Annotated in this window: 23 protein-coding genes; 15 read left to right on the top strand and 8 right to left on the bottom strand. The window is 62.4% G+C overall.

The window, feature by feature from the left end:
• Window positions 1–207: 207 nt before the first annotated feature.
• On the bottom strand, window positions 208–798 hold the full coding sequence (locus OCK01_RS12575) for a hypothetical protein (RefSeq protein WP_263824200.1): 591 nt from the start codon (window positions 796–798) through the stop codon (window positions 208–210).
• 245 nt (window positions 799–1,043) lie between these two features.
• Between OCK01_RS12575 and thrC the strand changes: the two genes are divergently transcribed.
• Genes thrC through OCK01_RS12555 form a run of 4 tightly spaced genes read left to right on the top strand, consistent with a single transcriptional unit; the run spans window position 1,044 to window position 7,310 of the window.
• Window positions 1,044–2,441 (top strand): threonine synthase, encoded by a 1,398-nt coding sequence (gene thrC, locus OCK01_RS12570; RefSeq protein ID WP_263824478.1) that lies wholly within the window; start codon window positions 1,044–1,046, stop codon window positions 2,439–2,441.
• Between the two features lie 23 nt (window positions 2,442–2,464).
• Window positions 2,465–3,766, top strand: a complete 1,302-nt coding sequence (locus OCK01_RS12565; protein WP_263824199.1) for a M16 family metallopeptidase — start codon at window positions 2,465–2,467, stop codon at window positions 3,764–3,766.
• A gap of 29 nt (window positions 3,767–3,795) precedes the next feature.
• Window positions 3,796–4,407, top strand: coding sequence for a GNAT family N-acetyltransferase (locus OCK01_RS12560; RefSeq protein WP_263824198.1), 612 nt, complete (start codon window positions 3,796–3,798; stop codon window positions 4,405–4,407).
• Between the two features lie 38 nt (window positions 4,408–4,445).
• Window positions 4,446–7,310 (top strand): EAL domain-containing protein, encoded by a 2,865-nt coding sequence (locus OCK01_RS12555; protein ID WP_263824477.1) that lies wholly within the window; start codon window positions 4,446–4,448, stop codon window positions 7,308–7,310.
• A 747-nt stretch (window positions 7,311–8,057) separates the two neighbouring features.
• On the opposite strand, the gene OCK01_RS12550 is transcribed toward OCK01_RS12555, so the two are convergent.
• Window positions 8,058–8,663, bottom strand: a complete 606-nt coding sequence (locus OCK01_RS12550) for a YqgE/AlgH family protein (protein ID WP_263824476.1) — start codon at window positions 8,661–8,663, stop codon at window positions 8,058–8,060.
• Window positions 8,664–8,768: 105 nt separating this feature from the next.
• On the opposite strand from OCK01_RS12550, the gene OCK01_RS12545 reads away from it, so the two are divergent.
• On the top strand, window positions 8,769–9,587 hold the full coding sequence (locus OCK01_RS12545; RefSeq protein WP_263824197.1) for a protein-disulfide reductase DsbD domain-containing protein: 819 nt from the start codon (window positions 8,769–8,771) through the stop codon (window positions 9,585–9,587).
• A 54-nt stretch (window positions 9,588–9,641) separates the two neighbouring features.
• Window positions 9,642–10,127 carry a peroxiredoxin gene (locus OCK01_RS12540; RefSeq protein ID WP_263824196.1) on the top strand — a complete coding sequence of 162 codons (486 nt, stop codon included), beginning with the start codon at window positions 9,642–9,644 and terminating at the stop codon, window positions 10,125–10,127.
• Window positions 10,128–10,176: 49 nt separating this feature from the next.
• Here the strand turns inward: OCK01_RS12540 and OCK01_RS12535 are convergent, their stop codons facing one another.
• Both OCK01_RS12535 and OCK01_RS12530 read right to left on the bottom strand, forming a co-directional pair.
• Window positions 10,177–10,713 (bottom strand): GNAT family N-acetyltransferase, encoded by a 537-nt coding sequence (locus OCK01_RS12535; protein WP_263824195.1) that lies wholly within the window; start codon window positions 10,711–10,713, stop codon window positions 10,177–10,179.
• Window positions 10,714–10,783: 70 nt separating this feature from the next.
• Window positions 10,784–10,999 (bottom strand): hypothetical protein, encoded by a 216-nt coding sequence (locus tag OCK01_RS12530; protein WP_182827135.1) that lies wholly within the window; start codon window positions 10,997–10,999, stop codon window positions 10,784–10,786.
• 504 nt (window positions 11,000–11,503) lie between these two features.
• Here OCK01_RS12530 and OCK01_RS12525 point away from each other — a divergent pair.
• The 5 genes from OCK01_RS12525 (at window position 11,504) to OCK01_RS12505 (ending at window position 16,451) form a co-directional block, all read left to right on the top strand.
• Entirely contained in the window at window positions 11,504–12,607 is a 1,104-nt protein-coding gene (locus OCK01_RS12525; protein ID WP_263824194.1) for a DUF2778 domain-containing protein, read from the top strand.
• A gap of 100 nt (window positions 12,608–12,707) precedes the next feature.
• Window positions 12,708–13,109 carry a GFA family protein gene (locus OCK01_RS12520; RefSeq protein WP_263824193.1) on the top strand — a complete coding sequence of 134 codons (402 nt, stop codon included), beginning with the start codon at window positions 12,708–12,710 and terminating at the stop codon, window positions 13,107–13,109.
• Between the two features lie 261 nt (window positions 13,110–13,370).
• The gene (locus OCK01_RS12515; protein WP_263824192.1) at window positions 13,371–14,423 is read left to right on the top strand and encodes a type III polyketide synthase; all 1,053 of its coding nucleotides are present in this window, start codon (window positions 13,371–13,373) and stop codon (window positions 14,421–14,423) included.
• Window positions 14,420–14,926 carry an isoprenylcysteine carboxyl methyltransferase family protein gene (locus tag OCK01_RS12510; protein ID WP_263824191.1) on the top strand — a complete coding sequence of 169 codons (507 nt, stop codon included), beginning with the start codon at window positions 14,420–14,422 and terminating at the stop codon, window positions 14,924–14,926. The genes OCK01_RS12515 and OCK01_RS12510 overlap by 4 nt, the downstream gene beginning before the upstream one ends.
• Window positions 14,910–16,451, top strand: a complete 1,542-nt coding sequence (locus tag OCK01_RS12505) for a DHA2 family efflux MFS transporter permease subunit (protein ID WP_263824190.1) — start codon at window positions 14,910–14,912, stop codon at window positions 16,449–16,451. The genes OCK01_RS12510 and OCK01_RS12505 overlap by 17 nt, the downstream gene beginning before the upstream one ends.
• Window positions 16,452–16,557: 106 nt before the next feature.
• On the opposite strand, the gene OCK01_RS12500 is transcribed toward OCK01_RS12505, so the two are convergent.
• The gene (locus OCK01_RS12500; RefSeq protein ID WP_263824189.1) at window positions 16,558–18,753 is read right to left on the bottom strand and encodes an esterase-like activity of phytase family protein; all 2,196 of its coding nucleotides are present in this window, start codon (window positions 18,751–18,753) and stop codon (window positions 16,558–16,560) included.
• Between the two features lie 215 nt (window positions 18,754–18,968).
• On the opposite strand from OCK01_RS12500, the gene OCK01_RS12495 reads away from it, so the two are divergent.
• On the top strand, window positions 18,969–19,619 hold the full coding sequence (locus OCK01_RS12495; RefSeq protein WP_263824188.1) for a pyridoxamine 5'-phosphate oxidase family protein: 651 nt from the start codon (window positions 18,969–18,971) through the stop codon (window positions 19,617–19,619).
• 60 nt (window positions 19,620–19,679) lie between these two features.
• Here the strand turns inward: OCK01_RS12495 and OCK01_RS12490 are convergent, their stop codons facing one another.
• A complete protein-coding gene (locus OCK01_RS12490; RefSeq protein WP_263824187.1) occupies window positions 19,680–20,633 on the bottom strand; it encodes an endonuclease/exonuclease/phosphatase family protein in 954 nt (317 codons plus the stop codon).
• A gap of 186 nt (window positions 20,634–20,819) precedes the next feature.
• On the opposite strand from OCK01_RS12490, the gene OCK01_RS12485 reads away from it, so the two are divergent.
• Window positions 20,820–22,910 carry a putative bifunctional diguanylate cyclase/phosphodiesterase gene (locus tag OCK01_RS12485; protein ID WP_263824186.1) on the top strand — a complete coding sequence of 697 codons (2,091 nt, stop codon included), beginning with the start codon at window positions 20,820–20,822 and terminating at the stop codon, window positions 22,908–22,910.
• On the opposite strand, the gene rnhA is transcribed toward OCK01_RS12485, so the two are convergent.
• Both rnhA and OCK01_RS12475 read right to left on the bottom strand, forming a co-directional pair.
• Window positions 22,911–23,351 carry a ribonuclease HI gene (gene rnhA, locus OCK01_RS12480; RefSeq protein ID WP_263824185.1) on the bottom strand — a complete coding sequence of 147 codons (441 nt, stop codon included), beginning with the start codon at window positions 23,349–23,351 and terminating at the stop codon, window positions 22,911–22,913.
• On the bottom strand, window positions 23,348–24,325 hold the full coding sequence (locus OCK01_RS12475) for a homoserine kinase (protein WP_263824184.1): 978 nt from the start codon (window positions 24,323–24,325) through the stop codon (window positions 23,348–23,350). Before OCK01_RS12475 ends, rnhA begins: the two co-directional genes overlap by 4 nt.
• Window positions 24,326–24,524: 199 nt before the next feature.
• On the opposite strand from OCK01_RS12475, the gene OCK01_RS12470 reads away from it, so the two are divergent.
• Together OCK01_RS12470 and OCK01_RS12465 are read left to right on the top strand one after the other, a co-directional pair.
• Window positions 24,525–24,935, top strand: coding sequence for a RusA family crossover junction endodeoxyribonuclease (locus OCK01_RS12470; protein ID WP_263824183.1), 411 nt, complete (start codon window positions 24,525–24,527; stop codon window positions 24,933–24,935).
• A 2-nt stretch (window positions 24,936–24,937) separates the two neighbouring features.
• Window positions 24,938–25,573 carry a hypothetical protein gene (locus tag OCK01_RS12465; RefSeq protein WP_263824182.1) on the top strand — a complete coding sequence of 212 codons (636 nt, stop codon included), beginning with the start codon at window positions 24,938–24,940 and terminating at the stop codon, window positions 25,571–25,573.
• The last annotated feature ends 1 nt before the right edge of the window (window position 25,574 follow it).

The following is a 25,574-nucleotide window of genomic DNA, read 5'->3' as shown; positions in this document are numbered from 1 at the left end:
CAGTTTACGGGCGTGCGCCGCCCCTCATCCCCCTGCCGGGACCTTCTCCCCGCAATGCGGGGCGAAGGAGGATGGAGCGCCGACACTGCCCCTTTCGCCCTTCTCCCCGTTCTACGGGGAGAAGGTGGCGGCAGCCGGATGAGGGGGCAAGCCGCGGCATCTCCATACGCCAAAAGTGCAGGGCGACCAAACACCGCCCCCAAAATCTCACTTCGTGTTATACGGACCTTCGTCGATGCCTGCGAACAGGCGGGTCAGGCCGGTGGCGCCCTGGCTCAGGATCACGTCTTCCTTGGTGAACAGGAATTGGGTGGCGCCGAGATTGTCGGGCACGGTGACCGGGAACTTGGTCAGCTCCGAATAGAGCGTCGCGTCGCCGTCGGTGGCGGCCACGCGGATCGGCAGCGTATAGGTTCCCGCCTTGCCGGCCGGACCGGGAATGATGCGGCCCTGGACGACGACCGTCATCTTGAGGCCCTGATCGGTCTGGAAGCACTGGCGCGTGGTGCGCTCGAGCGTCGCCTGGAACACCAGCTTGCTCGGATCGGCCGTGCCGTCGGCGCCCTTCTTGACGCCGCCCTGATACTGGCGGAACACGGCCGTGCCTTCGCGCAGATAGATCTGCGGGCACTGGCCCTGCACGACCACGGGGTTCTGCGTGGCGTTGGCCGGCGCGGGCTCGGCTTTCACGACCGGCTTGAAGCCGCGATTGCTGTCGGGATAGGACGGAGCCGTGCAGCTCGCCAGAGCCGCGAGAGCGGCGAAGGAAGAGATAAGTCCGAGAAGTCTCCGAGACACGTGCTACGCCCCACCCTGATGTGACCACGCCGCGCGAGGCGGACGATTCACCACTGTTTTCTTTCTCTTTCGGACCTTTTCATGGCCCGGCGATGTGGTCTATACCAGCGCCCAAACAAAAAATCGATTGGCCGGAATAAAGATTCAGCCATTTTCCGGGGCTTTCCGGACGCAAAATGGACAATCGCGCGGGCCCCGCGCTGATAGGTTTCACCCGGCTCAAGCGACATCAGGAGAAGCAGCACGTGCGCTATATTTCCACCCGGGGCGAGGCCCCCAAGCTCGGTTTCTCGGACGCCCTGTTGACGGGCCTGGCGCGTGACGGCGGCCTCTACATTCCCGAGGAATGGCCGCATTTCTCCAAGAAGGAGATCCGCTCCTGGCGCGGCCTCTCTTATCAGGATATCGCTTTCAAGGTGCTGTCTCCGTTCGTCGGCGGCGAGATCGACGACGCCGATCTCAAGCGCATGATCGACGAGGCCTATGCGACCTTCAAGCATCCGGCTGTGACGCCGCTGGTGCAGTCGGGCGCCAACGCCTTCATCCTCGAACTGTTCCACGGCACGACGCTCGCCTTCAAGGACGTGGCGATGCAGTTGCTGGGGCGTCTGATGGATCATGCGCTGGCCGCCCGCGGCGAACGCGCCACCATTGTCGGCGCGACGTCGGGCGACACCGGCGGCGCGGCGATCGACGCCTTCGGCGGTCGTGATCGCACCGACATCTTCATTCTCTTCCCGCATGGCAAGGTCTCGCCGGTGCAACAGCGCCAGATGACCACCACCTCGCACGCCAATGTCTACGCCATCGCCGTGCAGGGCGATTTCGACGACTGCCAGAATCTCGTCAAGGCGATGTTCAACGACATCAAGTTCCGCGATTCCATGGCGCTGGCCGGCGTCAATTCGATCAACTGGGCCCGCATCATGGCCCAGATCGTCTATTACTTCACCAGCGCCGTCGCGCTCGGCGGCCCGGACCGCAAGATCTCTTTCACGGTGCCGACCGGCAATTTCGGCGACATCTTCGCCGGCTACGCCGCCAAGCGCATGGGCCTGCCGGTGGGCAAGCTCGTGATCGCCACCAACGACAACGACATCCTCGCCCGCACGCTGAAGACGGGCCGCTACGAGATGAAGGGCGTGAAGGCGACCACCTCGCCGTCGATGGACATCCAGATCTCTTCCAACTTCGAGCGACTGCTGTTCGAGGCCTATGGCCGCAAGCCCGAAAAGGTTCGCCGCGCCATGGACAGCCTCAAGCAATCCGGCGCCTTCGAGATCGAGGCCGAGGCGCTCGCCTTCATCCGCAAGGACTTCAAGGCCGGCCGCGCCACCGAAAAACAGGTGGCCGAAACGATCAAAAATCATCTTTCGGAAACCGGCTATCTGCTCGATCCCCATACCGCGATCGGCGTGCATGTGGCGGCGAAACACGAGAAATCCAACGCTCCGATGGTGACTCTGGCCACCGCGCATCCGGCAAAATTCCCCTTGGCGGTCGAAACCGCTTGCGGTATTAATCCCGCGCTGCCATCGTGGCTTGCAGGTCTGATGCAAAGGGAGGAGCGCTTCGAAGTGCTTAATGCGGACATCGAGACGGTGGAGAATTTCATCGCCAAACATGCCCGGATCAGGTCCTGACCGAGGCGACTTGAATATTGGTCATGAAAGTTGAGTCCACCAGACTTCCTTCGGGATTGACTGTCGTTACCGAGGATATGCCGCATCTGGAGAGCGCTGCTCTCGGCGTGTGGGTGAAGTCGGGTTCGCGTAACGAAGCCGCCGATGAACACGGCATCGCCCATCTTCTCGAACACATGGCCTTCAAGGGCACGGCGCGCCGGACGGCGCGCCAGATCGCCGAGGAGATCGAGAATGTCGGCGGCGAAGTGAACGCCGCGACATCCACCGAATCCACATCCTATTACGCGCGCGTGCTGAAGAACGACGTGCCGTTGGCGGTCGACATCCTCGCCGACATCCTGACGGAATCGGCTTTCGAGGAGGAAGAACTCGAGCGCGAGAAGAACGTCATCCTGCAGGAAATCGGCGCGGCCAACGACACGCCCGACGACGTGATCTTCGACAAATTCTCTGAGCGCGCCTATTTCGGGCAGACGATCGGCCGACCGATCCTCGGCACGTCCGAAACGGTGATGACGTTTACGCCGGACCAGATCCGCCGCTATCTCTCTCGCAATTATGTCGCCGACCGCATGTTCGTCGTCGCCGCCGGCGCGGTCAAGCATGACGAATTCGTCGAGCAGGTGGCGCGCCGCTTTTCGTCGCTGCCGACGACGCCGTCGGCGCCGATCATCATGGATCCCGCCCGCTATATCGGCGGCGACATCCGCGAAGATCGCGACCTCATGGACGCGCAGGTGCTGTTCGGCTTCGAAGGCAAGGCCTATCACGCCCGCGATTTTTACTGTTCGCAGATCCTCGCCAATGTGCTGGGCGGCGGCATGTCCTCGCGCCTTTTCCAGGAAGTGCGCGAACATCGCGGCCTGTGCTACTCGATCTACGCCTTCCATTGGGGTTTTTCGGACACCGGCATTTTCGGCGTGCACGCCGCGACCGGGGGCGAGAACCTGCCCGAACTGATGCCGGTGGTGATCGAAGAGTTGCGTCGCGCCTCCGAGAAGATCAATCAGGACGAAATCGATCGCGCCCGCGCCCAGATCCGCGCCCAACTGCTGATGGGCCAGGAAAGCCCTGCCGCACGCGCCGGCCAGATCGCCCGACAGATCATGCTCTATGGTCGGCCGATCCCGAACGAAGAACTGATGCAGCGGCTGAACGACATCACCACGGATCGCCTGACCGATCTCGCCGGCCGGCTGTTCTTCGACACCACGCCCACCCTGTCCGCCATCGGTCCGGTGGAGCAACTCGCGCCGATGGAAGACATCCTGCAGGCGCTCGGCAGCTCACGGGCTCCGGAACACAAGTCCGCCGCCGAATAGCGGCGGGCTGCTTCCGGAGCGCGCGTCGCATGGCAAGATCAGTGTTCGGCTTCTTGTCGCGGCAGGGCTCGGGGGAGGAGATTTCCGGTCCCGACCACTACCTCCGGCTTCCGCGCAACAGCGACTACAAGGCCTGGCGCAAATTGCGCAGCGAAAGCCGGGCCTTTCTCGAAAAATGGGAGCCGGCCTGGGACCCGGACGCGCTTACCGAAGGATCGTTCCGGACACGGGTGATCCGCGCCAACCAGGAATTCGCTTCCGGCGTGGCCGTGCCGCTCCTGCTTTTCCACCGCGACACCGAAGAATTGCTGGGCGGCGTCACCATCGGCCATATCCGCCGAGGCGCGTCGCAAAGCTGCATGATCGGCTACTGGATGGGCGAGAAACATGCGGGCAAAGGCCATATGAGCCAGGCGATCGGCCCGGTCATCAGCTATATCTTCATTCGCATGAACTTGCACCGCATCGAGGCAGCCTGTATTCCAGACAATGATCGCTCCATCCGCCTACTTGAAAAAGCCGGATTTGAGCGCGAAGGCTATATGAAGTCGTATTTGAAAATTCGGGGCGAATGGCGTGACCACCTTCTCTACGCGCTCGTCCCCAATAAAAACAACAGGTACGGGGCGTTAGGCATTTGAACCTTCTGATTGGAAAGCCGGTTGCCGGCGGCCGGGCGATGTTGTTTTGCCTGCTGACGCTCATGGCGCTCGCGGTCACGACCCTGTCGGCGCTGGCGCTGGAGCCGGTGAAGATTTCCCGCGAGGACAAGGCGCTCGATCTCACCAAGATCGCCGAAATCTACGCCAACCAGGGCGAGGCCTTCCAGGTGTCGACCGCCGCCGGCACCGACGGCATCGTCCGCCGCATCGAGGTGCGCGCCTCCTCCCCCGGCCACAACGGCGACTGGGCGGTGTTTGCGCTCGCCAATGTGTCGGACGAACAGCTCGAACGACTGATCGTCGCGCCCCATTACCGGCTGGTCAATTCACATGTGTTCTGGCCCGACCTCGGGTCCGACCGCATCCTGTCGATCACGCCGTCGGAAGGCTTCGCGCTCGATCGCGTGCCGTCCAACGACGCCGACGTGTTCGCGATCACGCTCAACCCGGGCGCCGTCATCACCTTCGTGGCCGAGATCACCTCGCCGCAGCTGCCGCAGCTCTATCTCTGGGAGCCGGAGGCCTATAAGGACACGGTCAACGCGTTTACGCTCTATCGCGGCATCGTGCTGGGCATCGCCGGCCTTCTGGCCGTGTTTCTCACCAATCTATTCGTCATCAAGGGCACCTCGATGCTGCCGGCCACCGCCGCGCTCGCCTGGGCGGTGCTCGGTTATGTCTGCGTCGATTTCGGCTTTCTCGAACAGTTGTTCGGCGACAACACGCTCGACGAACGCATCTGGAGGGCGGGCGCGGAAGTGGCGCTGGCGTCGGGACTGGTGATCTTCCTGTTCACCTATCTCAATCTCAGTCGCTGGCACGCCAATCTCGCTTATGCGACGCTCGCCTGGGTTCTCGGTCTCGGCACGCTGTTCGGAGTGGCGATCTATGATCCATCGATCGCCTCGGGCATTGCGCGCCTGTCCTTCGGCTTGACGGCGGTCGTCGGCGTGGCGCTGATCGTCTTCCTCGGCTTCCGACGCTATGATCGCGCCATTCTGCTGATCCCCTCCTGGCTGACCATCATCGCATGGCTGTTCGGCGGTTGGCTGGCGGTGACGGGACAGCTCGACAACGACATCGTGCAGCCGGCCCTGGCCTTCGGCCTGGTGCTGATCGTGCTGCTGATCGGCTTCACCGTGATCCAGCACGCCTTTGCCGGCGGCGCCTATCAGCAGGGCCTGTTCTCCGATCTCGAACGCCAGTCGCTGGCGCTGACCGGCTCCGGCGAGACGATCTGGGACTGGGATGTGAGCCGCGACCGCGTGACCACCATTCCCGACATCGCGCTTCGGCTGGGGGCGACGCCCGGCGCCCTGCATGGGCCGGCGCGCAACTGGCTGCCGCGCCTGCATCCCGACGACCGCGACCGTTTCCGCGCCACGCTCGACATCCTGCTCGCCCAGAAAAAAGGCCGGCTCTGCCATGATTTCCGCCTTCGCGCCGAGGACGGCCAGTATCACTGGCTGTCGATCAAGGCGCGGCCGGTGCTGGCTGGAAACGGCGAAATCGCGCGTTGCGTCGGCGTGGTGCAGGACGTGACGGAACAGAAGAACATCGTCGACCGACTCTTGTCGGACGCGCTCAACGACAATCTCACCGGCCTGCCGAACCGACAGCTGTTCCTCGATCGCCTGCAATCGATCCTGGCGCTGACCGGTCAGGAAGAAAAGCTGATGCCGACGGTGCTGACCATCGACATCGACCGCTACAAACAGGTCAACGATTCCCTCGGCATCGCCGCCGGCGACAATATCCTGATCGCGCTGACCCGCCGTCTCAGGCGGCTGCTCAAGCCGCAGGATACGCTGGGGCGTCTGGCGGGCGATGAATTCGGCATCGTGCTGGTCTCGGAAAGCGATCCCAAGCGCATCGCCGATTTCGCCGACGCGGTGGTGAAGGCGGTGTCGGCGCCGATCAATTTCGCCAATCAGGAGATCATCCTGACCGCCTCGATCGGGGTCGCCTCCTGGACCGATCCGTCCATCTCCGCCGAGGGCCTGCTCAACGACGCGGAGTTGGCGATGTATCGCGCCAAGAAATCCGGCGGCGACCGCGTCGAGCCGTTCCAGCCCGCCTTCCGCATGGCGGTGTCAGACCGCTTGCAACTCGAAAGCGACCTGCGCCGCGCCATCGAACGCAAGGAGCTCTCTATGGTCTATCAGCCCATCGTGCGGCTGGTGGACGCCGAAATCGTCGGCTTCGAGGCGCTGATGCGCTGGGACCATCCCAAGCGGGGCAATGTGCCGCCGGGCGAATTCATTCCGCTGGCCGAAAACGCCAATTTCATCGGCGATCTCGGCCAGTTCGCCATCGAGCGCGCCACGAGCGACCTCTCCGGCTGGTTGGCGCAAACCGGCGACGTGCCCTATTTCGTCTCGGTCAATCTCTCCAGCGCCCAGTTGATCAACAGCGCTCTGACCGACGACATCAGACGCGCGCTCAACCGCGCCGGCTGCCCGCCGAAACGGCTGAAGCTGGAACTGACCGAAACCGTGGTGATGGAAAATCCGGAGCAATCGCGCCTCGTGCTCGAGAAGATCCGCGATTCCGGCATCGGCTTGTCGCTCGACGATTTCGGCGCCGGCTTCTCCTCGCTGGGCTACATCACCCGCTTTCCGTTCGATACGATCAAGATCGACCAGGCGCTGGTGCGCGACCAGAGCGACAAGCGCGACGTGCTTCTGCGCTCCATCGTTTCCATGGGCGTCGAACTGGGCATGACGCTGGTGGCCGAAGGCATCGAGAGCGAGGAAGACGCCATCAAGCTCGGACAGATGGGCTGCCATTACGGCCAGAGCTTCCACTTCGGCCCGCCGATCGGCGCCGATGCGGTGTCGCGGCTTTTGAGAGAGCGCTTTCCGCTGACGCGGAAGGGGTAGTGTTGAGCAATTGAGCTTGCATTCGGCAACTCCATCACCTTAAAGTTGGGATGGCGTACTGGCTTCCGCTCGACATTAATGGCTTCGCGATAGACTTATCGCATCTTGAACCATTCGAGTTCACCGTCCTGCCGAAGGGCGGCGATACCGAGGCCACTGTCAGCGTTCGGTTTCACGATCATTGCTTTACAGAAACGTTCGATGCGACCAAACATTCCAGCGTCATCACGACAGGTTATGCCTCTTCACATGAACAGCGATCTTTCTCGCCGACACGCTATGAACTGAGCAAGCGGTTACCTTCGATCATTCTCAAACTGCCTCAGCGCCGAATATGTTGGACCAGCAAGGTAACCTTGTGCGCATAACGACCGACGACGGCAAAGTTTACCCGGTGTTTTTTACATTGCGGCGTGCGGGAGGCAGGCGACCGGAATTGTTTGTCGTCAGCGCCTACGAATGGACGAGACAGGATAAAATTGCGATCACGGGCGAAATGAAGTTCACGGTGGCAGTTGCTAAATCCTGCGTGGAGAAATGCCACGCTTCCCACCCCAATAACAGAAAAAGGCCCCGATGGACCTTTTTCAGCGTCTGGCAACCACTTTCATATCCCGCTTTGCGCGTAGACCCTTTCGGGCGGGGGAGGCTATCTCAGCCAGTTCAGCGCTCCGTGACACTGAGATGGTTTTGGTCGACTGGAATGTCAAGATGTCGTCGTCCGCCCAGCCCCCAGGTCAGCGCCCCTCACCCATGGCCCGCTTCCATCGACAGCATGGCCGGATTGACGCCCATCAGCGCCAAAGCGCGATTGTATTTGCCGTCGAGCATGCGGTCGAAGATCAGGGTCTCGTCCGCCGGGCAGGTCAGCCAGCCATTGTTGGCGATTTCGGTTTCGATCTGGCCGGCGCCCCAGCCGGCATAGCCCAGCATCAACGCCGCCTTGGCCGGGCCTTTGCCGCGCGACATGGCGCGGATGATGTCGACGGTGGCGGTGAGGCAGATCTCGTCGCTGACGGGGATCGAGGATTGGGTCAGATAATCGTCGCTGTGAAGCACGAATCCGCGGCCGGTTTCGACTGGTCCTCCGCGCTGGATGGGCATGCTGCGGGCCGCATCCGGCAGGACGATGGCGTCTTCGTCGCCGATCACCTTGAGATGCAGGAGAATGTCGACGAAGGTCATCTGCTGCGGCTGGTTGATGACGAATCCCATGGCGCCCTGATCGGAATGGGCGCAGATATAGACGACGGCGCGGGCGAAATTCGTGTCGGCCATTCCCGGCATGGCGATCAGGAAGTGACCGTCAAGAAAACCGCGTTCGCCTTTGCTCTTGAGCGTCTTAATATCCACCATGATCCCAGCCTATCAATTCATGGTGAAATTAAAAGGTCGAAGATGCGTTCCATCGGTTTTTTTCGTAATCGATCAAGAACGATCATTTGTGCGGACGGCGTGATGAAAAAGCAGAGTATGACGGGTTTGAAGACGGCGCTCGGCGCCCTGGCGATCGCGGCCCTGGCCGCGCCTGCGGCGCATGCCGCTGCGAGCCGATGGGCTGAATCGGACGGCGGCCGCATGCGGCTGGTGGCGCTGCCCAATCAGCATGGCGGCTATGATGCGGCGCTGCAGATCGAGCCCGCGCCGGGCTGGAAAACCTATTGGCGACATCCGGGCGAAGCGGGACTGCCGCCATTGGTGGACATCCGGGGATCCGACAATGTGACGCTCTCCTCAACCCGCTTTCCCGCGCCCGAGATCGGCCAGGACGAAGGCGGGCGGTTCTACGGCTATCACAAAGCCGTCGGCGTCATGCTGGAATTGACCAGCGCGAAGCCCGCCGCACCCGCTCGACTGAAGGCTACGGTGATGATCGGACTGTGCAAGGAGATCTGCCTGCCCTTCCAGGCCGAGTTCGAGCTCGCGCTCAGTCCCGAGGCGCGCCCGGAAAGCGACGAATTCATGGCCCTCGCCACGGCGCGTTCGGCGCTGCCGGAAACGCCGTCCGACGACTTCGGCATCCATGCGAGCCGGATGAGCGACGACGGAAAGAGCCTGCAACTGACGCTTCGTCTGCCGTCCGGCGCTACGCCCGAGGTCGCGCTCTCGCCTTCGGCCGGACTGGCGTTCGGACCGGCTCAGTTTACCCCCACCGGCCCCAGGGAAGGCGTGCTCGACCTGCCTGTGACGCGGCGGCCGGAGAGCGGCCCGGCGGATGTGACGATCCTGATCAAATCGGGATCGCGGGCGATGGAAACCACGCTTGCGGCGGAGTGAGAGCGCCCTATATTGGCGCGCGAAAGAATCCCGCATAACAATGGAGAGACGCCCATGACCATCGCCATCGGAGACAAGATCCCCTCCGTCAAGCTCAAGGAAAAGACCGCCGACGGCGCGGCCGACATCGACAGCGCCGAGTTCGCCGCGGGGCGCACGGTGGTCATCTTCGCCGTGCCCGGCGCCTTTACCCCCACCTGCTCGCTCAACCATCTGCCGGGCTTTCTCGACAAGCGTGACGAAATTCTCGCCAAGGGCGTCGACGAGATCGCCGTCGTGTCCGTCAACGACCACTATGTGATGGGAACCTGGGCCAAGAGCTCCGGCGGCGACGGCAAGATCCGCTTCTTCGCCGACGGCAACGGCGATTTCGCCAAGGCCGTGGGTCTCGACATCGACCTCTCCGGCGGCGGACTCGGACTACGCTCCAAGCGTTATTCCATGGTGGTGAAAGACGGCGTGGTGACGCAGTTGAATGTCGAAGCCACTCCCGGCACGGCCGACACCTCGGGCGCCGAAACGCTGCTCGGCCAGCTCTGATATCCGGCGCGGCGCCTTCGGGTATCGGAGGCGCCGCTCTTGCTCATGATTACGGCGGCCTGCGCCAGGATGCGCGGGTCGCTTCATACCAGACCTCGCCCTGCTCGGCGCCGGGGATCGGATAGAGCCAGCGTGGATGCTCCGTTCGGGCGTAACGAAGGCCGATCTTCTCCATCACCCGGCGCGAGGCGTGATTGACCGCCATCGTCGAGGCCGTGACCGTGTCGTATCCAGCCTCCCGAAAGCCCCAATCGACAAGTGCGACCGCTCCTTCCGAGGCGAGCCCCCGGCCCCAGGCGTCGCGCCGCAGCCGATAACCGAGCTCCGCCCGCCTTCCATCGTCCGGCCACAGGCAGAACCAGCCGACGAATGCGCCGTCCGCGGCCATCCGCCCGGTCCAGACATGGGGCTCCGTTCCGCGCGGCATCAGATAATCGGCGTCCGGATCGACACGTTCGGGATCGAGATCACGCCCGCCATTGAGAAAGCGCATCACCTCGGGATCGCGCTCCAACGCGATGAAATCATCCCGATCCTGCGGCTCTGAGGGCGACAGCATCATGCGCGGGGTGTGAAGACGGGTCATGGGGGCTCACGCGTCGAGGAATAGACCCATTATGGCCTACAGAGCGCCTGTCGCAAGCCCTGAGACGACGTCACCTGTCCCAGGTGATCAGGATCAGCGCCACGAACATCGACGGCACGGCGGCGAGCGCCGGGATGATGATGGCGGGGTAACCGAAGGCCAGGATGGCCAGCAGCCAGCAGGCGATGAGATTGACGATGAACAAAAGTTTCGTCGCCGCCGGCCCGCGCATAGCTTCGCGCAGCGCCCAGCCGAAAACCGGGATGTTGTACACCAGCGTCGTCATCTCTCTCTCCTTGTGTTGTTAGAGCTTGCAGGAGTTGATAATTGACAGATGGAGCTTAACGGAGAAGACGCGGCGCCGCAGGGCGGATTGCCGCAGGGGGCGACGACGTCTTCGTCTTGTCTTCCCGCGCGCCGGGTCGCGCGCGCCCTGCCCGCTGCGCGGCTCGCAAGAGCGAAACGCTTTCTTAGCCATTCCCACGCCGCATTCCCGTGACATGCAGGCCTCGCCGGTCGCTTTCGACCGCCATTCCGCACATTCCCAATCAGATCGAGGCGACGTTTAGAGTTTGCTTACCATAATTGTTCATTCTGACCCGGTTCGGTCGGGTCGCGGCGGCACAGGCTCCGTGCGTCCCGAAATGTGTAACGACCCGTCGAGGGCGGCTTCGCCGTCGCGTCGGGTCACGAGTTTCGGGTAAGTGTAGCCATGGCGTCTGTGAGTAAGTCTGCGCGTTCCGCGGCAAGGTCCGATCGAAGCCCTGTCCTCCTGCTCGCGGCGAGCGCCGTGGTGTTGGGCGGCCTGGTGGCCGGGTCGGTCTGGGGGGTGGCGTCCATGGTCGGCGCCATGCACGATGCGCGCCGGACATTGGCCGAAGGACCGAACACGTTTCTTCCATCCCCTCGCCCGGTTCAGGTCGCCGCAGCCGAGGCATCGGCCGGCGAACGCCGGGTGAAGATCGCCAAATTTTCGAGCCTGTCGGCATTCGCCGGCCTGCCGCTCGACCAGACGCAGATGGCGTCCGCCGCCGACCGACTCGCGTATCAGCGCCAGATCGACACTCAGCTCGCGCTCGCCGAGCAGAAGAAGAAGGCCGAACAGGCCAGGATCGCGGCGGCGGCGGAAAAAGCCAAGGCGATCGCGCTCGCGGCGGCGACGACCGAGACGCCCTCCATGGCGGCGGCGATGCTGGAAGACACGCCGAAACCCGACATGAAGCCCTTCAACCTCGTGCTGGCGCAGCCAGAGACGAGCGACGAGACGGCCCTGCCCCGCGAAGTTCCGCTGCCGGAAGCCAAGCCTCTGATCGAGACAGCCTCGATCGAGCGCAAGCCCGCCGAGGACAAGCCCGCCGCACCCAGAACACGCGACGACCGCCAGGACAGCGCGCGCGAAAAACCCAAGCGATCGCTGTTCAGCGATCTCTTCGGCGGCGGCGCAGCCGAACGCGGCTGGCCGGGCAAGAACACCAAGGTGGCGATCTACGACGTCTCCAACGCCACCGTCTACATGCCCGACGGCACCAAGCTGCGCGCCCATTCCGGCATCGGCCGCATGCGCGACAATCCGCGCTTCGAACATGTGAAGATGAACGGCCCGACGCCCGCCGGCATCTATCGCCTGTCGATGCGCGAACAGCGCTTCTATGGCGTCGAAGCCATCCGCATGACCTCGATCGACGGCCGCCATCCGAAGAACCGCACCGGGCTTCTCACCCACACCAATCTGCTGCGCGGCCAGATCGGCTCGCATGGCTGCGTCGCTTTCAGGAATTACGAACCGTTCCTGCGCGCCTTCAAGCGCGGCCAGATCAACATGATGGTGGTTGTGCCGGAACTGCCGTCGTCGCGCAATCAATTGGCGGCGCTTTACCGCAAGGCGGGGGCGTAAGCGCTCGGGGTGGCTGCTCACACTCGACAAATCTCGACGATGGCCTTTATCCTCCGTCGGACGCGGGCAAGAGACGTCCTACTGGAGGCGGAAACCACCCATGCTGATCGGATCCTGTCATTGCGGCAAAACCGGCTTCACGCTGAGAGGCGACCCCGGCTCGATCACCGCCTGCAACTGCACGCTCTGCCGCCGCTACGGCGCGCTCTGGGCCTATGACCACGAGGGCGAACGCATCGCCATCACCGGCGAGACGGCGTCTTACGCGCGCGTGGACCGCACAGAACCCAGCCTCGAAATCCTGTTCTGCCCATCTTGCGCCTGCGTGGTGAGCTGGCGAGGTCTCAGACTTCAAGCCGACGGTCGCAGGCGCATCGCGGTGAATGTCAGGCTCGCGCCGCCGGAGGATGTCGCCGATCTGGCGATCGATCATTTCGACGGGCTGGACAGTTGGGACGATCTGCCCTCGCAGGGGAAATGCGTGCGGGATTTGTGGTTTTAGATGTCTTGAGCGACCATCGCTTGCCACGCTTTCGCAGACACCGACATCCGTTTCTGTGCAGTCCTGGATTTTATGCGAAAAGTCGGGCGCGTGAACGAATGATCTTCCTTCGCGCAGTCCGCAAAAACTGAAAGCGTCATCTTTAGGAAGCTCTAATTCAACTCGTCGCCTCGCGAAACTTTTGTCGAAACAATACGTTCCTGTGTCGGACCCGCTTTTGCGCAGCAGGCCCATGCCCTGAAGCCTTCAGCAGGAATTTTCATGTCTCAGTCCGTGAAGCTTGTTTCCATAGGGACCGCGGTCCCTCCGTACGCCATCGCTCAACAAGACGTCGCATATGCCGCCCATCGGGCGTTCTCCTCCAGATATGCTGACTTCGACCGCCTCGCGAAAGTGTTCGAGAGCTCGGGAATACGCAGACGATATGCGGTCCGCCCTCTCGACTGGTATTTCAAAACGCCGGGCTGGCCGGACAGAAACGAGGCTTTCATTGACGGAGCAGGCGCTCTCTTCGTTTCCGCCGCGGAAAAGGCCTTGCAGGATGCAGGCTTGTCGGCGGCAGATGTCGATACGATTGTTACTGTAACATCAACCGGTATCGCGACGCCGAGCCTCGAAGCACAGATCAGCGCGACAATCGGGTTTCGCGCCGATGCCGAACGCGTTCCTGTGTTCGGTCTCGGCTGCGCGGGCGGGGTTTCCGGCTTCTCGATCGCAAGCCGGCTCGCCGCATCGCGCCCGGGAACGGTGGTTCTGCTGGTGGCCGTCGAGACCTGCACGCTGGCTTTTCGCATCGACAAGCTTACAAAAGCGAATATCGTCGCCACCGCGCTGTTTGGCGACGGAGCTGCAGCCTGCGTATTGCGCGCGACTGACGACGGTATTGCCGAAGTGGAGATGAGCGGCCAGCACACCTGGCCCAACACTTTGGACATCATGGGCTGGAGCGTAGATCCCGAGGGGCTCGGCGTGATTTTTGATCGGGCCATTCCGCCGTTCGCCGCCGACAATATCGCGCCCGCCATGTCGACCATTCTGGGACGATCAGGCCTGACATCCGGCGACGTCGATCGATTTGCCTGCCATCCCGGCGGCGCGAAAGTCATCGACGCGCTGGAATCGGCGCTGCAACTGGGTCAGGGAAGCCTCAATCATGAGCGTGACGTACTGTCCGATTACGGCAACATGTCCTCGCCGACAGCCCTGTTCGTTCTGGATCGCCTGATTGAGTCCGGCCTTCCAAACCGCACCATGCTCACCGCGATGGGTCCGGGTTTCACACTCAGCGGCGTGTCGCTGAAGGCGGCGGCATGATCTGGTCCATTCTGCTCTTGACCGCGGTGACGCTGGAACGGCTGGGAGAACTCGTGCTCGCACGACGCAACACCCGAGCCCTTCTCGCAAAAGGCGGGCGCGAGGTTGGCGCTGCGCACTATTCGACGATCGTATCGTTGCATGCCGCTTGGCTGATCGGACTGTGGCTCTTTGCCTGGAACGCCCCGCTCGAGACGGGCTGGGTGGTCGTTTTCGCAGGCCTTCAGGTTTTGCGGTTCTGGACACTGTCTACGCTCGGACGGCGCTGGACGACGCGGATCATCGTCGTGCCCGGCGAGACGCTGGTCACGGCTGGTCCCTACCGTTTCTTGCGCCATCCGAATTACGTCGTGGTGATCGGCGAGATCGCAGTTCTTCCACTCTGCTTTGACATGCCGATTTATGCGCTGGTCTTCACGCTCGTCAACGCGCTCGTCCTCACGATACGCATCAGGGCGGAAAACGCAGCCCTGTCGGGATCATCACATGCACAGCAGCCCTGACTTTCAGCAGACGACCTCGCCCCTGCTGATCTGGACAGGGTTCATGGCGATGTGCGTCGGGATGTTCATGGCGATCCTGGATGTTCAGGTGGTCGCGACCTCGCTTCCGACCATCCAGTCGGCGCTCGACATCGGCCCCGACCAGATGAGCTGGATTCAGACAGCCTATCTCATCGCCGAAGTGGTGGCGATACCCCTCACCGGCTTTCTGACCCGTTTTCTGACCATGCGGTGGCTGTTCGTCATCTCACTGACGGTTTTCGTCATAGCGTCGGCCGGCTGCGCCGTAAGCGGAAGCTTCACCGAACTGGTGTCTTGGCGGGTGCTGCAGGGTTTTTCAGGCGGAACCTTGATCCCATCCGTGTTTTCGGCCGTTTTCGTGTTGTTCCCGAAGGAGCGGCAGGCCATCGCTACGACGATCGCCGGCGTTCTCGCCGTCCTTGCCCCCACCGTTGGGCCGATCGTGGGTGGTTGGTTGACGGAGACTTACTCGTGGCACTGGCTTTTTCTGATCAACGTCATTCCCGGCATTGGCGCAGCCGTGATCGCGGTGGTCTCGCTCCCTCGTGAAAAGCTTGACTTCGGCGAACTTCGCCAGCTTGACATCGTTTCTCTGCTGCTGATGGCGGTAAGCCTTGCTTGCCTCGAATTGGCCCTTAAAGAGGCCCCCACCAACGGATGGACATCGCTTCCGATCACCGGTCTTTTTTGCCTGTCGGCATTCTGCGGCGCAGCCTTTGTCTGGAAGACTCTGCTGCGCGCGCCTCCGCTGGTGGAGCTCCGAAATTTTCGTGATCGCAATTTCCTGATCGGTTCCGTCCTGAGTTTCGTTCTGGGGATCGGACTGTTCGGCTCGGTTTATCTGATGCCGGTTTTCCTCGCATTCGTCCGGGGCCACAATGCGCTGGAGATCGGCGCAACCATGCTGGTCACCGGCGTCGCGCAGTTGGTGACCGCGCCGATTGCGGTGGCGCTGGAAAAACGCCTCGACGCGCGGCTGCTGTCCACGATCGGTTTCTCGATGTTTGCGGTCGGCATCGCCATGAGCGCCTTCCAGGATCCGCGGTCCGACTATGACGCGATGTTCTGGCCGCAGATCGTGCGCGGCGTCGCCATCATGTTCTGCCTGCTGCCGCCGACACGACTGGCGTTGGGAACGCTGGCGCTGTCCAAGGTTCCTGACGCCAGTGGTCTTTTCAATCTGATGCGCAATCTGGGCGGCGCCATCGGCATCGCGCTGATCGATACGATCATCTACACCCGCTCCGAACCCCTCGGTGAGGCGCTGCTCGAGAAGCTGAAAGCCGGAGACACGGATACGGCAAACTTCATCGGCATACCGCTCGATGTCATGGCGGCCAACAAAGGCGCAGTCGACAGTGCTGCGATGGAGATGCTGGAGCCGCTGCTGCAGACCGCCGCGACCGTGCAGGCCCTTAACGAAGCCTGGATGGTGGTTGCCGCGTTGACAGCCTGCGCGATCATCTGTGTGCCGTTCGCCAGGCGCGTGGCGCCGTCCGAGTAGTTGAGCCGCTCGGCCGGGCCGCCTCGCCGGGCGGAGCCATCAAAAAAGGCGGGAGCGCCCCCGCTCCCGCCTTCGACCGCCTCTGTATGACCAAAGACGCCCCGTGTTACATGCCGGCCTTCATCTCAACGGCCCAGAACATCGTCTCGCCCGAAGAGTCGTCGACGCCGTCATTGTCGGTCACCGCGAAGGGCTTGCCCGAGGCGTCGAAGGCGAAGCCTTCGAGCTTGTCGAGCACATAGCCCTTGGCGGTCTTGAGGTCGGGCAGGAAGTCGTGGACTTCTTCCTTGGTGACCACCGGCAGGTCGCCGCCGAGCTTGGCGGGCTTCAGCTGGTCGAGCGAGACGCGATAAAGCTTCTTGATCTTGGCCTTGTCGCCGATCTGGTTGTCGCGTTCGACGATATAGGCGAAGCCGTCATGGAAGGTGAGTTCCGACAGGCCGACCCAGCCGTCTTCGGCCTTGTCGAGCGGGTAGCGCACCGCGCCCCATTCTTTGCTCGAAGGCTTGTAGGAGACGAGCTTGACGTGGGCCTTGTCGTCGTCCTTCCAGGGACGCTGCACGGCCATCCACAGCACGGTGTCGTCGCCCTTGCCGGAAATGGCGACGCCTTCGAAGCCGAAGCGGGTTTCGTTGGCGGTCAGCTCAGTCGGCAGGCCGATCTCTTCCTTGATCTCGCCCTTCTTGTTGACGTGGTAGAGCGCATGCGGCAGCAGCTTGTCGCTATTGCCTTCGGAGGCCAGCCAGAACCAGCCTTCCTCATCCACCGCGATGCCTTCGATGTCGAGCTTCTGGGCGTTGTCGCCATTGCGCTTGACCACCATGCGGTCGACGATCTCGGCCGGGCTCTTGGTCGCGTCGATGGTGAAGATCGACGGCTGGTTGCCGTAGAAGCTGTCATTGACCGCATAGAGCATGCCGGGCTTTTCCGGCACGGCGGCGAGGCCCGAAAGCGCGCCCCAGCCGATCACGTCGCCGTCCTTGTCCTTGGAGACGATCTGCGGATAGGCAGGCTTGCCGTCCTGCAGTTCATAGAGCATGACATGGCTGCGCGCGCCGCCGTCTTCGACGAGGTCGAGCTCATTGGCGGTGGCGAGCAGCTTGCGGCCGGCAATGGCGACTGCGCCTTCCGGCGAAATGCCCGAGGGCAGCAGCTGGACGAATTCAGGCTCGGCGCCGGTGTCCTTGTAGACGGCGACCAGCGAGGCGCGCTCGGCCAGCACGAAGATGTATTTGACGCCATTGATTTCGGCGACTTCGAGGCCTTCCGGCTCGACGCCCTTCTTGCCGGCGCGCTTTTCCGGATAGTGGCCGGCGCGGGCGGCTTCGAGCTCGAGCGCATTGCCGGAGTCGAACAGCACCTTGCCCTTGGTGTCGAAGATGGTGAAGCTGCGGCTGCCGCCTTCCCAATCGCCTTCATTGGCGACCACGAGACGGTCATTGTCCAGCCACTTCAAGGCGTCCGGCTCGCGCTTGACGTCTTCCACCTTGCCGGTGAAATCGAGCTTGCCATTGGTCTTGGCGTCGGTGTTTTCGACCGTGGTCGAGCCGGCGGAGAAGTGGTTGACGATCGAGCCGGTCTTGCCGTCGATGATGACGATATGGTTGTTTTCCTGCAGCGTCAGCGCGATCTGGCCGGCGTCGTTGATGGCGACGAATTCCGGCTCGGGATCCTCAGGCGCGATCGCGGCCAGGCCGGTCATGGCGACATGCTTGAGGCCGGCGCAATCGGCGGCTCCGTCCTTGATCGGCACGATCACGAGATCGCCGGCGGGCGCCTGCGGCAAGGCGCCGTCATTGACGTCTTCGTCGCGCTCGTTCTCGATGGCGATGGCGAGGAAGGATTTGTCCTTGGAAAGCGCGATGGAATCGGGCTGGCCGCCGAGATCGCAGGTCGAGGTGACCTTCTTGGCCGCCATGTCGATGGTTTCGAGCTTGCCGGCCGGCTTGGCCTTGCTTTCGCCGGTGTTGACGGCGACCAGCGCGGTCTGGCCGAGAATGGTGACCGAGGTCGGTTCGCCGTCGAGCATGACCGAACCCAAAGCCTTCGGCGCCTTGGCGTCGGTGATGTCGATCATGCCGACCGCCTTCAGCGGGCTGGAGGTGTAGACGAGCGTCTTGCCGTCTTCGGTCGCTGCGATAATTTCCGCCGAGGTCTGGGCCTTGGCGTCCTGGTCGGCCGGCGTGTTGGACGCGACCGGGAAGGCGGCGACGCGATTGAAGGCGGATTCGGCGAGTGCGCCCTGCGCCACGGAGGCGAGCAGCAGGGACAGAAAGGCTGCCTGCGACAAACGGTTGGCCATGAAATATCTCCCTCTTGTGTCGAATACTGTTCCGTCACATGCGGCATGGACATGACACGCGGATGACAGAGGGAGCCGTGCGGCGTCGGTCGTCCGAAACGATCATCAAGCCCGTCGCGCGACGATCGTCCGTAGAGGTCGCCTCCCCGAACATTGCTTCGAGATGGAAAGTGAGTTACGTACATCAAAAATTGCGGAAGAGGGAGAAGAGGATCATGGACGGCTATACCCCAAAACCGGAGCATCGCATCGCGGACGAGGCGTCACTGCGAAAGCTGTTTGCTCCGACGCATGATCTGGCGATTCAAAAATGCCGCGCCTCGCTCAGCGAGCATGCCCAGGCGTTTATCCGGCGCTCGCCGTTTCTCTGCATCGGCACGCAGGGCGCCGACGGGCGGGCGGATGTCAGCCCAAGGGGCGACCCGGCCGGCTTCGTGCAGATTCTCGACGAACGGACGCTGGCGATCCCGGATCGGCCGGGCAACAACCGTCTGGACACATTGGTCAACATCGTCGCCAATCCCACGGTCGGCTTGTTGTTCATCATTCCGGGCTTCGACGATACGCTGCGGATCAACGGCCAGGCGGTCGTCGTAAACGATCCAGACCTTCTTGCCGGCATGGCGATCCAGAACAAGGCGCCCAAGGTGGCAATTGTCGTCACCGTCACCGAAGTGTTCATGCATTGCGCCAAGGCCTTCAGGCGCTCGCATCTGTGGGATCCGGATCATTTCCAGGACCGGTCGAGCATGCCGTCGCTGGTCAAGATCATCCTGGACGACACGACGGGCGCGCCTGATGACGCAAAGGAAATGCGCGCGCTCGACGAGGCGCTGGAGCAGGGTTACCAGAACAGCATGTATTGACCCCTGCGCGCCGTGCGGGCTGCATCGATGGCCCGCATGGCCGATGAGGCTCCCGTGACCTCAGAAGCTGACACGCGCCATCGTGGCGCGGTGATCGGCCGGCCAGGGGGTGACGACGATATCGGCTTCGGGTTTCTTCTCGCCGACGACGCCGGCCTCTAGCACCTTGAGACCCTTGGCGCGGCCGAGGGTGTAGTCGATGCGATCGTGATGATCGTCCTTGGCAGTCGGCTCCGACGTGGGCGTCCAGGTGAAGGCGGGCTTGGCGGCGACGTCCGGCCAGGCCGCCCGGAAGAGATCGGTGAAGCCCCAGCTTTCGATGCGCTTGGCCGAGGGATAGGCCACGACCATCGGCTGCAGCCCGGCTTTCACGGCGGCCTCGGTCCAGTCATGATGGGACGGCTCGTTGAAGTCGCCGAACACGAAGGCGGCGTCGGCGCCGTCTGCGGCCTTCATGTCCTGTTCCAGCAGATCGAGCGCGGGTCCGCGTGTGGCCGTGGCGGCGGCAATCGCCTCCTCGGCCGTCTTGAGGAAGGGCGCAGCGCCATATTCGATATTGAGCAACTGATAAGGCTGATAGGGATAATCGGTCAGGTGAATGTTGTAGGCCATGATCCGCTTGCCTTCGATCACGATCTCGACGCCCAGATCGTTTTTCGTGGCTTTGCCGATCGGGTAACGCGACAGGATGGCGTTGGCCCAGATCGCGGGATTGTTCGCCGACTGATCGTAATAATAATAGCCGAGCGCCTTGGCGATATCGGCGGCGACCGACTTGCCGGTCGGAACGCAGTTCTCGGCCGTGCAGGGGTCGGGCTCGGGCTTTGTTTCCTGAATGCCGACAATGTCGGGATCAACGGCCTTGATTGCGGCGACGGTCTCGTCGATCGGCTTGCCGGCATTGACGCCGCCGCCCCAGATATTGAAGCTCATGACCGTCAGCTCCATCGCCGAGGCGGAGAGAGGCCATGCCGAGAGCGCCGCAACGACAGCCGCGGACAGGGTGATGTTCATGAGGAGCCTCCGAGCAGCGGCGGTCCCACCGCCCAGTTCAGCGTCTTGTACCGCGCCAAGATAACATCAAGACGACAGCGATCGGCAACCAATCATTAAGCATATGCCGGAAACAAATTCGATGTTTTAGATTCACATCATACTTTTCGACGTAAGTGAAGCGGACCTCGTTTCGCTACGGACGCCATGATCACCATTCTCGACTGCCTCATCAACGAACATGACCTGCGCCTCGTCGTGGTGGCCGCTCTCATCTGCATGGCCGGCAGTTGGACGGCGATCCGGCTCTATCGGCGCGGCAAGGATGGCGAAGGCGCTGAGCGGTTCGGGTGGCTGTTTCTGGGCGCCACAGCGGCGGGGTCTTCGATCTGGTGCACTCATTTCATCGCCATGCTGGCCTATGAGGCGCCGACGGGCGTGAGCTTCAATCCGGTGCTGACGGTGATTTCACTGCTCGTGGCGATCGTCGGCGGCTTTGCCGGTCTGGTAATCGCAGGAGCCTTGCCGTTGCGCCTGGCCCCGACAGTCGGCGGCGGCGTTTTCGGACTGTCCATTGCGGCCATGCATTACATCGGCATGAACGCTTATGTCGTGGACGGCGTGATCGATTGGGATCTGGGATTGACATCGGTCTCCATCATTTTGGCCGCTCTCCTGTCGTCGGCCTCCGTCCATATCGCCAGCCGCGACCGGACGATGACCAGCAAGAGCATCGCGGTGGCGCTGATGGCCACAGGCGTCGTGCTCCTGCATTTCACCGGCATGGCGGCGTTTCGCATCACGCCGCTGTCGATCGGCGTTCATTACAGCGATCCAACCGCCATGCAGGGCATGGCGATCTCCGTGGCCATGGTGGGTCTCATCGTGCTCGGCGCAGCCTTCGCCAGCTATCTCATCGACGGACAGACACAGGCGCGCTCGCTCGACGAACTCAGGCGGATGGCGCTCAGCGATGTGCTGACAGGCCTGTCCAACCGGGCGCACTTCACCGAAGAGCTCGAGGCGAGAGCGCGCCGGAGCCGCAAAACCGGGCAATGTTTCACGCTCGCCGCCATCGATCTCGACCGGTTCAAGGAAATCAACGACATGCGCGGCCACGCGGCCGGCGACCGCACGCTCGTCACTATCGCCGAGCGCATGGACGCTTTCAAAGCGGAGGGCGCCCATGTATTCCGCATCGGCGGCGACGAATTCATCGCCCTGGTGGACGACGCCTCCAGGGAGGCTGCGGCGGCGCTTCTGGCGCGGTTGCGCGAAGCCGTGATCGCTCCTTTCGTGATCGACGGCTATGAGCTCAGCGTCGGCGCCAGCATCGGCGCGGCGCGCTTTCCGGACGATGCTGCGGACGTGGAGCAGTTGCAGCGCAACGCCGACCTGGCGCTCTACCGCGCCAAGGCGGATCCCTCCGACAAGATCTGCTTCTTCGACACCGAAATGGACGAAGCGGCGCGGTTGAAGCGCGAATTGGCGATCGATCTCAGGCGCGCCATCGAGAATGACGAGCTCCAGTTGCATTATCAGGTGCAGACCTCGGTCTCGTCGGGTCTCGTCACCGGTTTCGAGGCGCTGTTGCGCTGGACGCATCCGACACGCGGACGCATTCCGCCCTCCGATTTCATTCCGCTGGCCGAGGAAAACGGGCTGATCCTGCCGCTCGGCGAATGGGCGTTGAAGACGGCCTGCCGCGAATGCGCGCATTTCCGCAAGCCGCTCAAGGTCGCGGTCAATCTGTCGCCGGTGCAGTTCCTGCATCCGGATCTTCCGGGTATGGTGGCCGCGACGCTGGCGGAGACCGGCATGCGCCCGGAATGCCTGGAGCTCGAGCTGACGGAATCGGCGATCATCGCCGACAAGGCGCGCACGCTGGCGACGCTCAAGAAGATCCGCGCGCTGGGCGTGACCATCGCGCTCGATGATTTCGGCACCGGCTATTCATCGCTCGAAACGCTGCGAAGCTTCCCTTTCGACAAGATCAAGCTCGACCGGTCCTTCATGAACGAACTCGAGAGCAATCATCAGGCGCGCTCGATCATCCGGGCGGTTCTGGCGCTCGGCCGCAGCCTCGACATTCCGGTGCTGGCCGAGGGGATCGAGACGCGCGACCAGCTGGAAATCCTGCATGAAGAGGGATGCGATACGGCGCAAGGCTATCTGCTCGGCCGCCCCGCCCCGTTCGAGGAGATCAATCTGCTGACCGACCACGCGGTGCACACGCTGCGCAACACGCTGTGGGAACTGCGCGCCAAGCCCGGCCTGCCGCGCAGCCTGGCGGTGTGATCAGCGCTTCTTAAACGGCTCCATGCCCTTGCGGGCCAGTTCGTCGGCGCGCTCGTTTTCGGGATGGCCGGCATGGCCCTTGACCCAGTGCCACTTGACCTTGTGGCGCTGGTTGGCGGCGTCGAGCGCCTGCCAGAGCTCGCCATTCTTGACCGGCTTCTTGTCGGCGGTCTTCCAGCCGTTCTTCTTCCAGCCGAAGATCCATTTGGAAATGCCGTCCATGACATATTTGCTGTCGGTGTGCAGATCCACCTCGCAGGCGTCTTTCAGCGCCGTCAGCGCCGAAATCGCCGCCAGAAGCTCCATGCGGTTGTTGGTGGTCTCGGCCTCGCCGCCGAAGAGCTCCTTCTCGGCCTCGCCATAGCGCAGCACCGCGCCCCAGCCGCCTGGGCCGGGATTGCCGGAGCAGGCGCCGTCCGTATAGATCTCGACATGTTTCATGCGTGCGCCTTCACTTCGAGGCCATATTCGCGGGCGTGCGCCACCTTCTGATGGAAGCGCAGCTTGCGCAGATATTCCTTCGGATCCTTTTTGGTGACCATGGCGCCCGCAGGCGTCATGATCCAGTCATAGAGGCGGGTGAGGAAGAAGCGCAGCGCCGAGCCGCGCGCCAGGATCGGTAGCGCCCCAATTTCCGACTCCGAGAGCGGCCGCACCGACTGGTAACCGGCGATCATCTCCATGCCCTTGGTGAGATTGAAGGAGCAATCCTTCTCGAAGCACCAGGCATTGATGCAGACGGCGAGGTCATAGACCAGATAGTCGTTGCAGGCGAAATAGAAATCGATCAGGCCCGAGAGCCTGTCGTTCAGGAAGAAGACATTGTCCGGGAAGAGATCGGCGTGAATGACGCCGGACGGCAAATCTTTTGGCCAATGCGCTTCGAGAAAATCGAGTTCCGCCGGAATTTCCGCCGTCAGCCCCGTCTCCACATCATCGGCGCCATCGACCGACTTTTCCCAAAGCGGCCGCCAGCCGGACACCGACAGCGCATTTTCGCGGCGGATCTGAAACCCCTCGCCGGCCAGATGCATGCGGGCGAGCGCCTCGCCGACATCGCGGCAATGCCGCGCCTCGGGCTTTCTCAGCCACATGCCTTCGAGGAAGGAGATGAGCGCGGCCGGACGGCCCGCCAATTCCCCCAGTTGCGCGCCGTCCTTGCGCGGCACCGGCAGCGGACAGGACAGACCACGATCGGCCAGATGCTGCATGAGGCCGAGGAAGAACGGCAGATCGTTGCGGTCCACCCGCTTCTCATAGAGCGTGAGAATATAGGGCGCCTTTGTGGTGTGCAGCAGGAAATTGGAGTTCTCGACGCCCTCGGCGATGCCCTTATAGGACATCAGCTCGCCAGCATCATATTGAGTGAGGAAGGACTTGAGTTCGTCCTCGGAAATATCGGTGTAGACGGCCACGGCGGCGTTCCCATGCTGAAGGCTCGGATGCCGCACGCATAGCGCGGGCGTGGGATGATCGCCAGTCCCGCTGCGACAATGCCAGCGATAAATCAGTGTATTGGCCGCCAATCGAGATATCGCCGTCAAGCGATGTTGACCAGGCAATCCAAGCCACTAAACTTATAAGTGCAATCACCCTGCATCAAGAGCACAAACAATGGAGCCAGAATTTCCAATCGAATTCATCGTGCAGGGAACACCTGTGTCATTTCAGAGAGCCAATCCCCGCGCCAAGGAGGAGTGGAGAGACCTTGTGCGGCGCGCAAGCGCGCCCCGGCTTCCGCAAATGCATTTTGCCAGCTCTCAGCACCTATCCGTCACGCTCTTTTACTATCCCGACGGGCTCATGATCGGCGATCTGGACAACATCATCAAACTGACGCTCGACGCTATGAGCCAGCATGTCTATGTGGACGACGAACAAGTCGAAAGGGTTGTGATACAAAAATTCGAGAAAGGGCGTATATTTGCGTTTCAAGCGCCTTCGGAGACACTGGCGGCGTGCATGTTGGGTCCGAAACCGGCGCTGTATATCCGGGTTTCCAACACCCCTTACGAGGATTTGTAGGAATGGCCTTGGCTCTGAAAACCGAGACGGACATCCTTGAGGCGACGGCTCGATCGCTGGAAGAAAAAGGGTATGACGTCTTCTTCGATCCAGCATCGCCGTTGCTGCCGCCGGAATTGAGGGCGGTGCGGCCGGATGGCGTCGCCACGGGTCGGGAGCCGAAGCTCGTCATCGAAATAGCCCAGGAAAGCGCGAGCGACGCGCAACGAATAGCGAATATCCAGCGGATATTGCGATCATTTCCAGAATGGAAACTTCATTTGGTCGTCGGGTTTGCGTCCCAAGCTGCTGACCTGCCGCAGATAAATGCGGCCGACATTTCGGCGGTTGTCGAACGGGCCGCTTTGCTGGCGCAGGATGAAACCCAAGCGGCACTGCTTATGGCGTGGGCGGCAATGGAAGCGGTCGCGAGGGCGCGAATGCCGGAAGCATTCTCCAAACCGCAGTCACCGGGTCGAATTATCGAAATCATGGCCTCTGAAGGCTCGATCGCCCCATCAGAAGCAGCATTTCTTCGGGAAATGGCGGCGAAGCGAAATGCATTCCTCCATGGCGGCCTCAAGCAGCGTGTGGCCACGTCGGAGATTCAAGCCTTTCTGACAATCGTGCGCAACCTGATAACCCAGCCGGACGAATGAC

It is taken from the genome of Rhizobium sp. TRM95796 (assembly GCF_025779995.1).
GTDB lineage: Bacteria > Pseudomonadota > Alphaproteobacteria > Rhizobiales > Rhizobiaceae > Rhizobium_E.
Note: the sequence above shows the minus strand (reverse complement) of the source record. Positions and strands in the feature narration are given on the sequence as shown.

Coding starts and splice junctions, on each gene's coding strand:
- OCK01_RS12565 (WP_263824199.1), top strand. CDS start 2,465: ATGAAAGTTGAGTCCACCAGACTTCCTTCGGGATTGACTGTCGTTACC.
- OCK01_RS12530 (WP_182827135.1), bottom strand. CDS start 10,999: ATGACGACGCTGGTGTACAACATCCCGGTTTTCGGCTGGGCGCTGCGC.
- OCK01_RS12505 (WP_263824190.1), top strand. CDS start 14,910: ATGCACAGCAGCCCTGACTTTCAGCAGACGACCTCGCCCCTGCTGATC.
- OCK01_RS12470 (WP_263824183.1), top strand. CDS start 24,525: ATGGAGCCAGAATTTCCAATCGAATTCATCGTGCAGGGAACACCTGTG.
- OCK01_RS12560 (WP_263824198.1), top strand. CDS start 3,796: ATGGCAAGATCAGTGTTCGGCTTCTTGTCGCGGCAGGGCTCGGGGGAG.
- OCK01_RS12510 (WP_263824191.1), top strand. CDS start 14,420: ATGATCTGGTCCATTCTGCTCTTGACCGCGGTGACGCTGGAACGGCTG.
- OCK01_RS12535 (WP_263824195.1), bottom strand. CDS start 10,713: ATGACCCGTCTTCACACCCCGCGCATGATGCTGTCGCCCTCAGAGCCG.
- rnhA (WP_263824185.1), bottom strand. CDS start 23,351: ATGAAACATGTCGAGATCTATACGGACGGCGCCTGCTCCGGCAATCCC.
- OCK01_RS12495 (WP_263824188.1), top strand. CDS start 18,969: ATGGACGGCTATACCCCAAAACCGGAGCATCGCATCGCGGACGAGGCG.
- OCK01_RS12545 (WP_263824197.1), top strand. CDS start 8,769: ATGAAAAAGCAGAGTATGACGGGTTTGAAGACGGCGCTCGGCGCCCTG.
- OCK01_RS12490 (WP_263824187.1), bottom strand. CDS start 20,633: ATGAACATCACCCTGTCCGCGGCTGTCGTTGCGGCGCTCTCGGCATGG.
- OCK01_RS12500 (WP_263824189.1), bottom strand. CDS start 18,753: ATGGCCAACCGTTTGTCGCAGGCAGCCTTTCTGTCCCTGCTGCTCGCC.
- OCK01_RS12520 (WP_263824193.1), top strand. CDS start 12,708: ATGCTGATCGGATCCTGTCATTGCGGCAAAACCGGCTTCACGCTGAGA.
- OCK01_RS12485 (WP_263824186.1), top strand. CDS start 20,820: ATGATCACCATTCTCGACTGCCTCATCAACGAACATGACCTGCGCCTC.
- OCK01_RS12515 (WP_263824192.1), top strand. CDS start 13,371: ATGTCTCAGTCCGTGAAGCTTGTTTCCATAGGGACCGCGGTCCCTCCG.
- OCK01_RS12555 (WP_263824477.1), top strand. CDS start 4,446: ATGTTGTTTTGCCTGCTGACGCTCATGGCGCTCGCGGTCACGACCCTG.
- OCK01_RS12540 (WP_263824196.1), top strand. CDS start 9,642: ATGACCATCGCCATCGGAGACAAGATCCCCTCCGTCAAGCTCAAGGAA.
- OCK01_RS12465 (WP_263824182.1), top strand. CDS start 24,938: ATGGCCTTGGCTCTGAAAACCGAGACGGACATCCTTGAGGCGACGGCT.